Here is a 17335-nt window from a genome sequence, read left to right on the forward strand (position 1 = left end):
CAGATATGCTAAAGAATTCAGCAATATGAACACGAAAAAAACATTTGAGGCGCTCTTAGAAGACGCTACCATTCGCAACTGGGTGTACGAAAACCGTAACCAGCCCACGTATGTATGGGAAGAATGGGCTCGTACTCAAGGAATCGAAGGAGTGTATCTTCAACAGTTGCGTGTATTTTTATCAGAATTAGAAGGCGAACCAGTGGTGTTGGACGATAACTACATTCAGTCTCGTGTGCAAACTGCCCTAGAAAAAGCAAAGTCAATTGAAACCAATGAGTTGTATCAGGTAGATCAGTATGTAGGGCAACCCTCAAAAAGCCTATTAAAGATTGTTTCAGAATATTGGGTTGCGGCGGCTTCACTGTTGATTTTTGTAGGGTTAGGGTATTTGATTTATACCGCCAAACAAAACCAACCTACTCCGATAATCAGTTTTGACCAAAAATTAGATCTTTCGCATCAGGAAGAATCTTTTGTAGAAACTACCAATCCTAACAAACGCAACAAAATGGTGGTTTTGCCCGATGGTAGTACCGTTATTTTGCAAAAAGGAAGTAAGCTCAAATATTTTGATTCGTATAACGCTCACAACCGAGAAGTGTATTTGAGTGGTGAGGCCTTCTTTGAAGTAGTCAAAAATCCGAAAAAACCATTTTTAGTATTTACCAAAGATATTGTAACCAAAGTTCTAGGTACAAGCTTTACGGTAAAAGCTTTTGACAATGACAAGGAAGTGAAGGTTATGGTAAAAACAGGAAAGGTAAATGTAATTCAGCAAAAAAGCCTGAATATTAAAGATATAACAGACAAAGCAGATCTTGGAGGAATATCGCTAACTGCCAATCAACAAGCAACTTATCAACGAGAGGAGCATAAACTGATTAAAGCAGAGCTGGTAAAACCTCAGTTTTTAGCATTGAGTAACAATACCCAATCTTTTATCTTTAAATCTACTCCGATTTCCGAGGTTTTTGTACAATTGAGCCAAGCCTACGGCATAGAAATAGTATTCGATGAAAAAGTCATGAGCAAATGCACTTTTACGGCTACTCTTGGAACAGAGCCACTGGATGAAAAAATGAAATGGATATGTGCTGCAATAGATGCTGACTATCAGGTATCTGGAGGGAGAATTTTTGTAGAGGGCAGGCCTTGTCAATAGTTTACAAACCTATGATGTATGAAAGAAAATTAACTAAAACTTAATAACTATGTAACTAAAAACCCTATCGTCACAACGACAGATTACAAAAAAGATGAATGATGCGCCAACATCACCCATCTTCAACCAAATCCCTTTTTGATGCTGCTACGCTAGGTCCTAAAAATTAGGACTCAGGGATTGTTTTTGTCAATTTTTCACAACTAACAAATTATCCAAAAGTATGAAAAAAAAGTTTCCATCGTATCAAACTTTACGAAAAATTATGAGAATTAGTTTGTTGCAAATCGCTCTTTCCGTCCTGTGCGTGAGCATGTCATTGGCACATAGGAGTAATGCTCAAGATTTGCTAAACAAAAAAGTGACGCTTCATCTCAACAGAAATGAGGTAGTCGATGTGTTGGAGAAAATCGAAAAACAAACTCAAGTAAATTTTATTTATAGTCCCGAAATTATCGATGCTAAAAGAAGTGTTTCAATCAACGCTGACGAAAAAGCTTTGGGTGATTTATTGACTGAATTGTTTCGTCCTTTAGATATTAGTTTTGAGGTGGCGGGCAAACAAATTTTATTGAAAAGAAGAAAAAACGCCTTGCCAACAAAAGAAATTCTACCAAACCTAAGTTGGCAAATGCCCGATATCGTAGTGACAGGTTCCATAAAAGATGAAAATGGGGAAGCATTGGTAGGGGTGACTGTTCAAATCAAAGGTACTACGAAAGGTACTACGACAGGTCCTGATGGAACTTTTAAACTTTCAGTTCCAAACGAGCAAACTACCTTGGTATTTTCGTCGGTAGGTTATCAAAAGATGGAAATCCTTGTAGGAAAACAAACTGCCTTGAATGTTGTGCTAAAAGCGGATGTAGGTAACCTCGATGAAGTTGTGGTTGTTGGTTATGGTTCACAAAAGAAAAGTGCTATTTCGGGTGCTGTTTCGGATATTAGTCAAAAAGCAATTGCCAGTAACCCTTCTCCCAATTTAAGTAACTCATTGGTTGGTCAGGCTACAGGTATTATTGCTACGCAACGTTCGGGTGAGCCAGGAAAGGATGCTTCAAATATCTTGATTAGAGGTATTGGTACAACTGGAGACGCGTCACCAATTTTTGTTATTGACGGTATTGTTCGTTCTTCGAGTGATTTTGCACAGTTGAACTCAAGTGAAATCCAATCATTTTCAGTGTTGAAAGATGCTGCAAGTGCGGCTGTATTCGGGATTCGTGCAGGTAACGGGGTTATTTTGGTTACTACCAAAAGAGGTGCTGAAGGCAAAATGCAGATTGACTTTAACGCCAATGTGGGTGTACAAGAGCGCACTCGTAATCCTGAGTTTTTGAACTCTTACGAATATGCTACTTTATACAATGAAGCTTTGGCTAACGATGGAAAGCCTGCGCTTTATTCGGCTGCTGACTTAGAAAAATATCGTACCCATTCTAGTCCAGACACACACCCAGACTCGGATTGGTTTTCTGTATTGAAAAAATCAGCGATGGTACGTAACTATTCTATTTCGGCTACGGGCGGTACAGACAAAATTCGCTATGCTACTTCATTGGGATATTTGAAGCAAGACGGTATTATTCCATCAAATGATTTCAATAGATATAACTTCCGTTCAAATATTGATGCAAACGTAACAAGTACAACTAAACTTTCATTTGACCTTTCGGGACGTGATGAAAAAACTAACAACGTTGCTTCCGAGGAAGTGTTTAGATGGATGTCAGGTATTCCACCTAATAGAACACCTATTACTTGGTCGAATGGTACTTATTCAAATGGTCCATCTTATTTGACTTTACCAGAAAATGGTTATAGAAAAAGAAATATTCAAGCATTTCGTGGACGAATGGAGTTGGAGCAACAATTACCATTTTTGAGCGGATTGTCTATTAAAGGAATTGCGTCCTATGATAAAACTATTACTGCTAACAAAAACTGGACGTTTACCAAAATTCCATTTTTCAATAGACTCGCGGATGGCTCGTTTGTAGAAGCGCCAAAAGGACCAACGTCATTAAATCAGAATAGCTATGATGAACAATCGGTTACTTTGGAGACGCACTTGAACTATAAGAAAACGGTAGGGAAAAGCAATTTTACAGGTTTGCTATTGTACACACAAACCAAACAACTTTGGAACTACATGAGTGTTTCTCGTGAAGGATACACGTTGGCAATCGACGAAATCAACTTTGGTGCTGCTGCAAACCGTAACAACAGTGGTTATTCAGGAAGTAGCGGTCGCCAAGGGATTGTGGGTCGTTTCAACTGGGCTTATGCAGATAAGTACTTTTTCGAAACAAGCTTTAGAGCAGATGGTTCAGAGCAATTTGCAGATGGAAAGCGCTGGGGCTTCTTCCCATCGGTATCGGCAGGTTATGTGATTTCACAAGAGTCATTCATGAAAAACTCTTCGGTAATTGATTTCTTAAAACTTCGTGCTTCTTATGGTATTTTGGGCAATGACCGTTTGGGTGGAGAAAGATTCCTGTACCTACAGTCGTACTTCGTAAATGGGTCTGCTGTTTTTGGAGATGCCAATGTGCAACCAACGATTGTGGAAGGAAGACTTTCAAATCCGAATGTAACTTGGGAAACCGTTAAGAAACTGAACATTGGTTTTGATGCTACTTTATTTAAAGGAAAATTGACAGCAGTAGTTGATTACTTTTCAGATAAAAGAAGTGATATCCTAGCTTCAAGAAATCTATCAGTCCCTAGTTTATTGGGTGTATCGTTACCAGTAGAAAACTTGGCTAAAGTAAATAATAGCGGTGTTGAAGTCACTTTAGGACACAGAAATCGCCTTTCTAATGACCTTGGGTACTCGATTGGTGGGAACCTAACTTATGCTAGAAACGAAATTGTATTTATTGATGAGGCAGCTTCTGTTAATCCAAACATCAGAAGAACAGGCTTGCCACTGAATACCCAGTACGGTTACAGAGCCATTGGTATCTTCCAAACACAAGCAGAAGTGGATGCCGCAGCAAAACAAGTAGGCACAACAGCCCCAGGTGATATTCGTTACGAGGATATTAACAAGGATGGTCAGATTAACGACCTTGATAGAGTTGCCATTGGAAAATCAAATACTCCAGAAATCATTTTTGGTATCAATGGAGGCTTTCAGTACAAAAATTTTGATTTTTCTTTCTTATTCCAAGGAGCAACCAACGTGAACCAATACTATAGTGGTGAAGGTGCATGGCCATTCTTTGTAGGTTCGGGAGCCTTAAAAGCAAACTTAGATCGCTGGACCCCATCGAACCCTAACGCTAGCGAGCCTCGTGTATTGATTGACCCTACAAACATGAATCATGCGGAGTCTTCGTTCTGGATGAGAGATGCCTCATATATTCGTCTCAAAAATGTTGAATTAGCTTATAATGTTCCTTTAGAAAAACTAAAAATCGGCTTTATCAGAGGTATTCGTGTTTACATCAACGCCAATAACGTTGCCACTTGGTCAAAAATCAAAAACTATGACCCTGAAAATGCTAGTGGTAGAGGTTGGGATTATCCTCAGTTTAGAATTTGGAACGCAGGTGTAAACTTTAAATTTTAACAAATATTAAGATGAAGAAAATACTATATAAAATTTTACAACTTGTTTGTACGCTAACAAGTATTACGTTGATTGCTAGTTGTGAATCTGATATTTTGAACCAAGTGCCTAAAGACTCATTGACTGGCGAAACGGTTTGGACAGATCCACAAGGGGCAGTTCAGTTTGTCAATGCCATCTATGGACAAATGCCTTCTGGTTTTGACCGTAATTATCAAGGCTGGGCCAAAGGACTTTATTTATTGGATGGTGTAACTGATGATGGCGACGTAGGTATGCCTTGGACGCACTCCAATGAATTACAAACTGGTAACTTTTTGCCTTCTGGTGTACCTTGGGGCGAAACTTGGGGCGATTACTACAGCTTGGTTCGTAAAGCCAATATGGCGCTCGAAAACTTGGGTAGCCTAAAAGACGAAGCATTGCGTAATCGCTTGATGGGCGAAGCATATTTCTTGCGTGGGTTTATTTATCATGAATTATTAAGACTATATGGAATGCCTTCTACAGGAAGCGAACCTACAGGCGTTCCGTTGATTAATAAAAGTTTGACATTGAGTGATAACTTCCAGATTCCTCGTGCTAAATATGATGAGGTGGTAGATTTTATTATTGCTGATTTGGATAAAGCAGCCTCTCTATTACCCAAAAAAGGGGCTATCGAAGCAGGTAGAGCTACCTCAGGAGCTGCCAATGCCCTTAAAAGTCGTGTGTTATTGTATGCTAGTCGTTGGCAGGCGTCGGCGGATGCTGCCAATAAAGTAATCAATACGGATTATACCTTGTTTAATGATTATAGAACCTTGTTTTTAACCAAAAACAATAGCGAGATTATTTTTGCTAAAAAATTCCAAGCGCCTGATAAAGTGCATTTTGGGGTAAACAATGGCTTCGATGTAGTGAACTCTCCGCCATCCATTAGAGGTGGTAGTGATGCTGGCTGGGGTGGTAACGTGCCAACGCAAAACTTTGTTGACTCTTATGACATGATAGATGGTAAATCTCAAGCCACATCGCCATTGTACAAGGCGTCTGAACCATGGACAAACCTTGACCCTCGTTTTGAGGCAACAGTTGTACACAATGGTTCTACGTTCCGTGGACGCGTAATTGAATTATTTGCAGGTGGTGCCGATGTAACAGGTAGAGCTGAAGATACCAAAACGGGCTATATCTTACGCAAGTTCCACGAAGAGCAATATGTGCTTTATACAAAAAGTAGCGACCAAGATTGGATTTTTATCCGTTATGCAGAAGTTTTATTAAACTATGCTGAAGCTAAAAATGAGGCTTCTGGTCCAGATGCGACAGTATATAGCGCTATCAACGCTATCAGAAAAAGAGCAGGTATGCCAGACCTAGAGGCAGGACTTTCAAAAGACCAAATGCGTGCTAAAATCCGCAACGAACGTAGAATTGAATTGGCTTTTGAAGAACACCGTTTCTTTGATATTCGTAGATGGAAAATTGCTGAAAGCTTATTGAATGGTCCGTTGTATGGTGTTAAAATGACAAAATCTGGCAATACGATTACCTATACTCGCTATGCGTTCGAGAATAGAGGATTCCCTTCAAAGCTTTATGTATTGCCAATTCCACAAAGTGAAGTAGATAAAAACCCAGCAGCGAAGCAAATTGCAGGCTGGTAATTGAGTTTGAGTGTTGAATTGTGAGTGGTGAATGGTGAATGAAAAATTTGGGTACTAATACCTTATCTCACTAATTTATTAAACTTAATTCTGCACAATTACTCAAGTATATATCTTATTTGCTATAAGCATAAGGCTGTTGGCTGTGCTTGCCTAATGCCTACAGCTTATAGCTTACAGCCTGAAGAATAACAATTGTTAAGATTAGGAAAATCATTGGAATTCAGTTTATCGGGCGAAGCTTTTCGCCCGATAAATTTTTTAAATTAAGTTTTATATTAGTTTTCAATACAAAAGTTGTTTCATCCTCACTATTACATTCAATGTACAAATATCTCTCCATCTGCTTGTTACCACTTCTAATAGCATGTTCTTCCAACAAAAAGGAAACTTTGTTCAAGGCGGTCGATGCCAAAGACTCAGGAGTTTCTTTTGTCAATGAGGTAGTAGAAGATGCCCAAAATAATGTACTCGAATACCAATATTTTTACAACGGTGGTGGGGTAGCCATAGGCGATGTCAATGGCGATGGTTTGGCGGATATTTATTTTACAGGGAATATGGTTGAAAACAAGCTATATCTCAATAAGGGCAAATCCGAAAATGCTTCTTTTCATTTTGAAGATATTACCCAAAAGGCAGGTGTAAAGGGTCGCAAGCGCTGGAAAACGGGTGTGTCTATGGCGGATGTAAACGCCGATGGCAAACTAGATATTTATGTATGTTATTCAGGAACAGGAACTGACGAAGATCGCCGTAATGACTTGTATATCAATCAAGGAAACCAAAATGGGATCCCGGTTTTTAAAGAATCTGCTAAAGAATATGGCCTCGATGCACCAGGAACTTACACTACCCAAGTCGCTTTTTTTGATATGGACAACGATGGCGATTTGGATATGTTTATGGTCAATCACGCCGATATGTTTTTTAATTCAGTTTTCAATACCCAAAAACTGCGTAATACTCGTCACAACAAATTCGGGAATCGCCTTTACCGTAATGATAATGGGCGTTTCAACGATATAAGCAAAGATTCTGGCATTGATGGAAGTGGATTAAACTTTGGTTTGAGCGTAGCTATGGGCGATGTCAACAACGATGGTTGGTGTGATTTGTATGTGACCAACGATTATGATGAGCAAGACTTTTTGTATATCAACCAAAAAAATGGTCATTTTAATGAAGTTACCGAAGAAAGCTTTGGACATTTATCGAAGTTTTCGATGGGCTCGAATATCGTAGATTTAAACAATGACCTCCGTAGCGATTTAATTACGCTAGATATGTTGCCAGAATCCAATGAGCGACAAAAATTATTGAAAGGACCCGACGAATATGACAGGTACCAGTTGTTGCTTGAAAGTGGCTTTTATCATCAAAATATGAGAAATATGCTGCATATCAATCAAGGAAATACAGCAAATGGCATTCCAGTATTTAGTGAAGTGGGTCAATTGGCTGGAGTTTCAAATACCGATTGGAGTTGGTGTCCTTTGGCAGGCGACTTTAACAATGATGGTCGTAAGGATTTGTATATTACGAATGGTTATTTAAAAGATTTTACGAATCTCGACTTTTTGAAATTTACTTATGAAGAAGAAAATCAAAAAGCACAAGCTACTGGTCAAAAACTGAATACTTGGCAATTGATTCAGCAAATGTCTCAAACGCTAGTGAGTAATTATGGATTTTCGAACCAAGGAGATGGACAGGATATATCTTTCAAAAATGTCACAGAGGAATGGGGTTTATCAAACCCCTCCATTAGTACGGGGGCGGCTTATGCAGATTTGGATAATGACGGCGATTTGGATTTGGTTATTAATAACTCTAATCAACCTGCCTTAGTATATGAAAATCGTGAACAACAACAGGCGTCAAATCATTTTGTGAGAATACAACTTTCACAAAATCAGAAGAATACGTATGGCATTGGAGCTAAGATTGTTTTACATACAGCTTCAGGAGTGCAAACTCAAACACTATTTCCTGCTCAAGGTTTTCAGAGTTGTGCCGAACCTATCGTTCATTTTGGTTTAGGAAAAGACTCATTGATTACTGCACTCGAAGTGTATTGGACTGATGGAAAAGTAACTAAAATGTCTTCGGTAAAGGCTAATCAGCTTTTAAAAATAAATAACAACCAAGCTGTTGAGAGCATTTTTTCTCTGCCTGAAACCCCAGCAATGTTTGTCGATTTCACTGACAAATCTGGGTTGAATTACACTCATCAGAATATCCCACAAGTTGATTTCAAACAGCAAATTTTACTGCCCTACCAGCTCTCAAAACTAGGACCTTTCCTAGCTAGTGGCGATGTGAATGGTGACGGACTTGAGGATGTAATCGTGGGAGGCAATTATTTAAAACCTGCGGTTTTGTATGTTCAACAACCGAATCAAACTTTTAAGGCTTCAAATGCGCAACCTTGGAATTCGCTCGGCTTATATACCGATATGGGTTTATGTCTGTTTGATGCCGATGGCGACAAAGATTTGGATTTATTTATTGCACGAGGAAACACCAACCAACCTTCGCACGCTTCGGATTATCAGGATGTGATTTTTACCAATGATGGTAAGGGTAATTTTAGTCCTGCTCCAAATGCACTGCCTGATTTAACAAGTAATGGAAGTTGTGTTGCAGCAGCAGACTATGATAAAGACGGGGATTTAGATTTATTTGTGGGTGGTCGCTCCATGCCAGGAAGTTATCCAGAGGCTGATTTTTCGTATTTACTCAAAAATCAAAGTGCCAATGGTCAGATAAAATTTGTTTATGCCTCCGAGCAAAAGGAAATGTCGTTGCGCCAGCCTGGACTTGTAAATACCGCAGTTTGGAGTGATATTAATAAAGACGGTTGGCTTGATTTGATAGTCGCTGGTGAGTTTATGGCTATTACCGTTTTCGAAAACCATAATGGACAATTGCAGAATGCTACAGCACAATATGGACTAGAAAACTCTCAAGGTATGTGGCAAAAAATCGTGCTTGATGATATTGATAATGATGGAGATATAGATATTCTGGCAGGAAATTTAGGACTCAATACCCAGTTCAGGGCTTCTCAAAAAGAGCCTATGACCTTAACTTATGGGGATTTTGACCAAAACGGAACGATTGAGCCTGTTATCAACTATTTTATTCAAGGTAAAAGCTATCCTTTAGCTACCTTGGATGAATTTTCGTACCAAATGCCAAGCATTAAAAAGAAATTCTTGAAGTATAAAGATTATTCGCAGGCAACGCTCAAAGAAATACTGTCTGACGAACAACGAAAAAATAGCAAAGAGCTTCTGGTACAAGAGTTAAGAACAACGCTATTTATCAATAATCAAGGAAAATTTACAGCGAATAGCCTGCCTATTGCAGCTCAAAACTCTTGGATATCAGGTATTATAGTTCAAGATTTTAATAAAGATGGAAAGAAAGATTTGCTTCTGGCAGGAAACTTTTACCCTTGGAAAATTCAACTAGGAAAGAGCGATGCCAATAAAGGGCTAGTTTTAGTAGGAAATGGAAAAGGGTCTTTTGTCGCTTTACCCAATAGTCAAGCAAAATTATTATTAGAAGGAGATATTCGTGGGATTTATCCGATTAAATTGGGTGCTTCTTCCGCATTTTTGATGCCTAGAAATGCAGATAAATTAAGTGTTTTAAAGTATTGATCAATTGATTATTAGCGCTTTCCTGCTTTTTGTAGCCCCTACAAAAAGCAGGAAAGCGGATTTATGTTGACCGTGTTTTGAGAAAATTATTGGAAAATGATATTATCAGAAAGCACTTTTATAGCTCTATAGCAGGGTACGAATTCCTGCACTCTTCTCGATTGCACTCCCCATATAACGTAAGCGAATGTCCTGTGACAGTTGCGCCAAAATGCTCTTCGACAGTGGTTTGGATATGGTGAATACGTGGATCACAAAATTCAAAAATTTGATTACACCTAATGCAAATCAAATGACAATGTTGTTTTCGACCCAAAGCTCTTTCGTAACGTGCCGCCTGTCCTTTACCAAATTGGTGTTTTAGTACTAATCCAACTTCTTCAAAAAATACCAAGTTGTTATAAACAGTTGCCATACTCACTTGAAAATTGTTTTGAATGAGATGTAAATAAAATTCTTCTGCCATAAAATGGTCATGGAATTTGTATAACTCTTCCAATAACTTATATCGCTCGGTTGATTTCCGAAAATTTCTTCTTATAACTTCTGTATCTAGATGCCTTTTTGCTTTTATAAATTCCTCTCTAGTCGTCGAATCCATCTTGTTTTTAGTCAACAAAGTGTAAATGGTATCAAAAAATACTAGAGCTATTAGAGATATACCCATAGCTCTAGATTTCTGAATTCACCGATTAATTATACTCTCAGAAAAATACCTCTCTGCGTATTATCCGAGAGCCTATCCTGTAATGTTCATGAGTAATTACAGAGCAAATATAATTTCTTATTTTTAATTAATCTAAATAAAATTTACAAAAATGTGAATTTTATTTATTGCAACAATGTTGCAATTTTAGAACTAACAATAAACAAATATGAAAATGGTAAATCAATACGATGTAATAATAATAGGAGGGAGCTACTCAGGGCTATCTTCTGCCATGGCTTTGGGGCGTTCTTTACGGAAAGTACTGGTGGTAGATCATGGAAAACCTTGCAATAGATACACGCCACATTCTCATAATTTTATTACGCAAGACGGCGAAACGCCTTACCATATTTATCAAAAAGCAAAATCACAAGTATTGGCATATCCAACTGTAGATTTGAAAGAGGATAAGGTATTAACAGTATCAAAAACTGAAGACGGATTTGAGGCTAAGACATTAAATGATTCCTTTTTTGCGAAGAAAATTATACTTGCTACAGGCATTAAAGATGTATTTCCTGAGATAAAAGGATTTGAGGACTGTTGGGGAAAAAGCATTTTGCATTGTCCATATTGTCACGGTTATGAAGTCCAAAATCAGCAGATTGCCGTGGTGGGTAATGGCGACATCGGATATGATTTTGCTAAATTGATCTATCAGTGGTCAAGCAATATTGTTTTGTTGACTGATGGGAAAAGTACCCTTTCGGATGAACAAGCAAGCAAGTTGTATTCAAAGGGTATTCGTGTGATTGAAAACACGATAGAAGAGTACAATCATTCAGAAGGACAAGTGACGTATATTAAACTAAGTGAGGGTATGGAGTTGTCAGTTGATGCCGTATTTGCTCGAATTCCTTTCCAACAGTCCACAAGTTTTGCTGAGGATTTGGGCTGTAATATGTTGCCATCGGGTTATGTTCAGGTGGATGAAATGCAAAGAACCTCCGTGCAAGGTGTGTATGCCGTCGGAGATAGTACTAGTATGATGCGCTCGGTTTCGGTAGCTGTCGCTACAGGTACAAAAGCAGGAGCAATGGTAAACAAGGAGCTGATAGAGGAAGAATTCTAGAAATTGATTTCTAGATTGTTGAATTTGAAACCTATGTTCTTGCCTAAAAGGTGTTTAATGTATCGAAGCAAGATAAACATCTCTGGGGAATTGTAGTAAGTACTAGCATAAGATGTTAGCCCCCGCTCGTGATGGTTATTATAGAAAAAAGCTCCGTAGGAGCGACAGTTTGGTAGTAGGGTGTATATGTGATTGTTAAAAAGAGCGCCGTAGGTGCGAAAGAATATCAATTAAATTATATTGAGTTCTTTCGCACCTACGGCGCTCTTAAAGGGCTTTTTAATGTGTATTCTACCAAACTGTCGCTCCTATGGAGCTGACCTAAAGGACAATTCACAATTCCCCTTACTTACCAGAAGCTTTCAATTGCTTGTATCTCAAAAGTGCTTCCAAATAGTAGTAATCTGCATATACCAATGGCACATCCACTTCCGAATTTCCTGGTTTGTGACCAGTGCTATGCATTAGGATAAAGTGATTGTTTTCTCCAATTTTTGCTTTAAATGCTGGAGAAGAAAGGGTTTCTAGCATTTTGATGGCATTGCTCAAATATTCTGCTTTTTGTTTTCCTTTTGAGTATTTCGCTAGTTCAAATAAGGCCGAAGAAGCAATAGCGCCTGCTGAAGCATCACGTTCTTCCCCTGGCTTGCTATAATCCCAATACGGAATTTTGTCGGCTGGCAGGTTAGGATTATGAAGAATAAACGCCGCAATTTTATGCGCTTGCTCTAAGTATTTAGGATCCTTTGTTTCGCGATACATCACCGTGTAACCATATAATCCCCATGCTTGTCCACGTGCCCAAGCCGACTCATCGGCAGCACCTTGGTGTGTTTTTTTCGCTTGTACTTCTCCGTTCGGACCGTAGCAAATTACATGATAGCTACTATTATCAGCTCTGAAATGGTTTTTTAAAGTATTATCAGCGTGAACAGTACTGATATTATAAAATGATTTATCGCCCGAAACTTTGGATGCCCAAAACAAAAACTCCAAGTTCATCATATTGTCGATGATAACTGGGTATTCATATTTTCCTTGAAATTTGTTCCAAGATTTGATTAAGCCAACTTTAGGGTCAAATCGTGTTGAAAGTGACTTTGCACCCGTTAGCATAATGTTTTTGTATTCCTCATTTTTAGTAAGACGATATCCATTTCCAAAAGGGCAGTATAGCATAAAACCCAAGTCGTGCGTACCCGTATTGTATTGCTCTTTGGCTACTGCCATTGTCCATTTTTCGGCTGCAGCTTTCCATTTTGGGTCATGATTGTATTCGTATAGATACCAGAGTGAGCCTCCAAAGAAACCACTACACCACCATTCAGATTTCATATCACGAGGCGAACCGTCGGGATTGGTAGATTGCGGGAACTTGGTCAAATCGGGATGAGATGCCAACATACCTTCATATTGTTTGGCAGCATAATCAAATTCCTTTTTGACATTGATTTGACTCATCGCCAAATGTGTGCAAGCAAGAAGAAGAAGTGTTTTTACAAATTTCATAGTTTACAAAGATTTATTGATTCAGTTACAGGAATGCTTAAGGTTGAGATTTTTAAGTTAGTGCTATGTAAAAGGATGTTATTCGTTAACAGTATATTAGTTGTTGGAATAATCTCATAATCAGAAGGATACACTTTAGGCTTTCAGGTACCAGCTTTCAGCGGTGGGCTTTGGAAAAAAGCAGGTCTTTGATGGTTAAAAACATTTTACCCCTCTTTGCCTTGTGCCTGTTGCCTAGTGCCTTCAACACAGAACTTAAATCTAATTCTCCATGATTACTTACTTTCCTTCAAATTTTAACTGATACTTTCCTTTAGTATTTGGTTTTTTGTGTGTTAGTAAAACTCTTGTAACTAGCTTCTTACCCCATTTTGTCTTAAAACTATCATATTCCATTCCTTCAGTAGATGGCATATCAGTACTAACGCTGAAAAGATTTGGATCATAGGTAGCCACTAATTGTGTGTCGTCGTTGGTAAAAATAATTTGTCCCGCCTTACTTGTATCTACTTGACAGATCGTCATCAGGACTTGCTGTAAAGACTGAGGGTTTTGAGATAAAACAAAATCGTCATTTATCTCAATTTGATGCTTTTGTTTTAAAAGTTTTACCCCTCTTTTCCAAGTTTGAATACCAGCGTCTTTGGGATAAGCCCCAGCAATGTTCATGGTCAAACCTATTTCTTTTTCGTTACTCAAAAAGACCACATCATGTGCCTCAAAACTTCGTCCATCTTTTTGACCAATCCCATTAATCATCGGTAAATTATGATGCTGAGACTGTGTAAACCAAAGTTCATAGCGTTGCTTTGAGAAAGTTCTGGCAGTGTAATTACCACGACCAGCATCAATAATCATAGGTTTTCCTTTGTAATAAATAATGAAATCACCCACGTCATTATGATTGTGGCTTTCGTCGTTGTGCCCACCATGTGTTGCCAAAAACAAGCCTGTGTTATCTCTTGCTGTCATCACCTGAATATCGCTAATCCAAGCTTCGTTGACTGGCTGATATTCGGTATCATTTGCTTTGATAGAACCAACTGTCAAAAGATTTTGGATTCTACGCATTCGCTGATATCCTTCAGTTTTGACTTGTGGATATTTCGTAAAAGCCCATTCCCCAAAGTGTTGTAATTGAGGTTCTTGGATAGCTTTCCCGAAACGATATAACATCAAACCATCTGGTCGGAGGGTTGGGTCAGCATCAGCAAAATTGACAAAATATTCACCACTAATATGTGTTTTGTACACATAATTGGCCATTTTCTTAATAAGCTCATTTTGGTAAATATTTACTCGATTTTGTGTAGCACTTTGAATAAGTTCTAATCCATCAAAAACGCTACCACCCGCTGCAAACCAGTAACTTGGACCCTCGTCGCAACCGCCATCTTCTCCCAAGCTATTTAGATAAGAATCTAGCCCAATCATTGCGCCGTAGAGCATTCTGGCACGGCGACTTTCATCTTTTTCTAGAAGTAAATTACTCATAATCCAATTGGACATAATCCAAGGATTCCAGTTGTTGACAGGTTTAGTTTTGCTCATCCAACCAAATCTTTCTGGATTGTTGAGCATAGGATTGAAAATACGCACATTGGTTTCGTGATAAATCCTTTTACGAATCAATGGGTTAATTTTATCTAATTTTTTCCCAACCCAATAATCAGCAATAGCAAGAACAGAAGCGGTTTCTGCAGAAAACAAATCAACCACAGGATTTGTCACATCAGGAAGTCCTGTATGACCAATATGCGCAGGAACGCCCCAATAACTTTCTTCGCAAATAGACCAGATACCGTTGAGAATAGCCTCCATAAATCGACCTTTATCTTCGATACTTTCTGCTAATAATAATTGGAAAAGATTATTACGTTTACCAAAAGAAATATTTCCATGACGATTGCGGTCACCAGAACGTACGTAGTCGAGTGAAATCGTTGCAGAAATAGGCTCAAATTTATAGTTAAGAGCTTTTTCGCCGTCTTTAATAATTTTTTGTAATACCGAATCTGGCACTTGAGCCTTCCATTCGGAGGAGTTTTGAGGATAAGGATGCCATTGGCTGAGAGGAACCAAACTTTGTTGGACTGCCTCTAATGAATATCCTTTTCCAAAGATATTTCGAGGCGTAATTTGTGCTTTGGAACTAACGACAAAACACAATAAAAAAATAAGTATTCGAGGTATGGACATCATAGTATGCTTTAAAATTGGATCACTTTTAGTCATGAGTCATGAGCTATCAGCTTCTGATTATTTTAAAAATTAAGGTAATCAAAAGGGCTGAAAGCTCATAGTCGATGACCGAAAGCTATTGTACGTACCCTACCAATTAGGATTCTGCTTAAGATTAGGATTGAGCGCTAATTCATTAATAGGAATAGGCCATAAATAATCTTTTGCTGGGTCGAAACGACGGAATGTTGCTTCTTGTACCAAGATGTAATTATCGGCAGTGAGTTTTACCGCAGTAGCCGTACCAAATTCACTTTTGAAAAAGAAATTTCCAATGATAGGTTTTACTAATTCAACTTCTGCCGTTTTCCAACGAATCAAATCCCAATAGCGGAAACCTTCCACTGCCAACTCTACATGGCGCTCACGACGAATTTCGTTTCTCATGGAAAGACCATTAGCACTTACAAAAGTGTTGGTCAGCTTGGCAATTTTGCCTCTTGTTCTCAACTTATTGATAGTCAATTCTAAATCAGCATCAGAAATAGACTCATTAAGCTCATAACTTGCTTCTGCATAATTTAGTAAAACTTCTGCATAACGAATCACAACTCCATCGATATTAGAACGTTGCAAAGTCCAGTCGTCTGTATTAAAATATTTTTTAGATAAAAATCCAGTTAATTGAAAGGCCAAAACAGATACTGAGAAAATAGGATTTGTCCCAATATACGAATCGCCTGATTTCATGATAGTTGAGCTCAGACGTTCATCTCTATTACTAAATACTTCTGTAGAAATAGTTGGTTTTTTGTACAAAGGAGATTTTTCAATAGGCAATCCGTCAGTCATCAAGTATGAATCCACAAGGTTACGAGTGGGACTAGCCGAGCCATTTTCTAGGTTACGAGCCGCAGCATGTGTAAGCACAATGTCGGATGTACTTACCCCATATTGTTTTACCAAAATGTTTTCACGATTTTGACGACCTTCTCCTGCCAATTGAAAAATGTTGTAATAGCTAGCAAATAAATCATGCTCTTTGCTATCGATAATGGCTTTTGAAGCCGCCAATGAAATCGTTAAATGTGTCTTGTAATCGCCATATCCATGAAACTTAGCACGTGTTCCTTCAAATAGGGCTGCACGTGATTTGAGCGCCCAAGCAGCAGTTTTGGTAAGTCTACCATAATTGGCAGTACCTAGTTGCGTTGGCGTTGGAAGTTTTTCAGCTGCGAAATCCAAATCTTTGTAGATACTTTGTATTACTTCCTCACGAGTGTTCGCAGGGGCAAATAACTCTGGAGAATTTTCTTTCAAAACTGATAAAATTAACGGAACACCACCATATCGTTGGAATAGAGCATAATATCCCCATGCTCTAAAGAATCTTGCTTCGGCAATGTATCGGTCTACTGTTGCCTGAGTCATACCTGAGTTGAGTGCCAAGGGCGCTTTTTCGATGATATTATTGGCGGCTCTTATAAGTTGATACGAACTGCTGTATGTTCCATCCGTAGCTGGAGCAATACGTGAACCATCACTGATACCATTGGGGGCACGTGCATAGGTATCGTCTGACCAGTTGTCGTCCGTATTGGGTAAGCCGGGTAAGTAAGTATATAAGAAATTGGCAGCACCTTGTAAGTCTCTTTCCGTTTTCCAGAAAGCAGGGTCACTAAGTTGTGTTTCAGGAATGCGGTCTACATCGCAAGAGCCTAAGCCCATCGTGAGCAATATGGCCAAAGATATATGTTTGAATAAAGTCTTTTTCATAATCCAGAATGTTAAATAGAATATTG

9 protein-coding genes are annotated in these 17335 nt (G+C 38.6%); 5 read left to right on the plus strand and 4 right to left on the minus strand.

The genetic code is table 11. The features are described from left to right. The first annotated feature begins 25 nt into the window (after positions 1 to 25). The 4 genes from GVN22_RS15500 (at position 26) to GVN22_RS15515 (ending at position 10062) form a co-directional block, all read left to right on the plus strand. Complete coding sequence (locus GVN22_RS15500; RefSeq protein ID WP_166551921.1) at positions 26 to 1165, plus strand: FecR family protein; 1140 nt, start codon at positions 26 to 28, stop codon at positions 1163 to 1165. A gap of 223 nt (positions 1166 to 1388) precedes the next feature. Next, complete coding sequence (locus GVN22_RS15505) at positions 1389 to 4742, plus strand: TonB-dependent receptor (protein ID WP_166551922.1); 3354 nt, start codon at positions 1389 to 1391, stop codon at positions 4740 to 4742. 11 nt (positions 4743 to 4753) lie between these two features. Next, the gene (locus GVN22_RS15510) at positions 4754 to 6391 is read left to right on the plus strand and encodes a RagB/SusD family nutrient uptake outer membrane protein (RefSeq protein WP_166551923.1); all 1638 of its coding nucleotides are present in this window, start codon (positions 4754 to 4756) and stop codon (positions 6389 to 6391) included. Between the two features lie 323 nt (positions 6392 to 6714). Next, entirely contained in the window at positions 6715 to 10062 is a 3348-nt protein-coding gene (locus GVN22_RS15515) for a VCBS repeat-containing protein (RefSeq protein WP_166551924.1), read from the plus strand. 118 nt (positions 10063 to 10180) lie between these two features. On the opposite strand, the gene GVN22_RS15520 is transcribed toward GVN22_RS15515, so the two are convergent. After that, positions 10181 to 10729: a transcriptional repressor gene (locus tag GVN22_RS15520; protein WP_166551925.1), complete on the minus strand. Its 549-nt coding sequence runs from the start codon at positions 10727 to 10729 to the stop codon at positions 10181 to 10183. 214 nt (positions 10730 to 10943) lie between these two features. On the opposite strand from GVN22_RS15520, the gene GVN22_RS15525 reads away from it, so the two are divergent. Then, on the plus strand, positions 10944 to 11843 hold the full coding sequence (locus GVN22_RS15525) for an NAD(P)/FAD-dependent oxidoreductase (RefSeq protein ID WP_370520422.1): 900 nt from the start codon (positions 10944 to 10946) through the stop codon (positions 11841 to 11843). Between the two features lie 345 nt (positions 11844 to 12188). On the opposite strand, the gene GVN22_RS15530 is transcribed toward GVN22_RS15525, so the two are convergent. The 3 genes from GVN22_RS15530 to GVN22_RS15540 form a co-directional block, all read right to left on the minus strand. Continuing rightward, entirely contained in the window at positions 12189 to 13352 is a 1164-nt protein-coding gene (locus GVN22_RS15530) for a glycoside hydrolase family 88 protein (protein WP_166551927.1), read from the minus strand. Between the two features lie 279 nt (positions 13353 to 13631). Next, positions 13632 to 15554, minus strand: a complete 1923-nt coding sequence (locus GVN22_RS15535; RefSeq protein ID WP_205690917.1) for a heparinase II/III family protein — start codon at positions 15552 to 15554, stop codon at positions 13632 to 13634. A 129-nt stretch (positions 15555 to 15683) separates the two neighbouring features. Continuing rightward, positions 15684 to 17309, minus strand: coding sequence for a RagB/SusD family nutrient uptake outer membrane protein (locus tag GVN22_RS15540; protein WP_166551928.1), 1626 nt, complete (start codon positions 17307 to 17309; stop codon positions 15684 to 15686). Between the last annotated feature and the right edge of the window lie 26 nt (positions 17310 to 17335).

It is taken from the genome of Cellulophaga sp. BC115SP (genome assembly GCF_009905545.1).
Taxonomy (GTDB): domain Bacteria; phylum Bacteroidota; class Bacteroidia; order Cytophagales; family Spirosomataceae; genus Flectobacillus; species Flectobacillus rivi.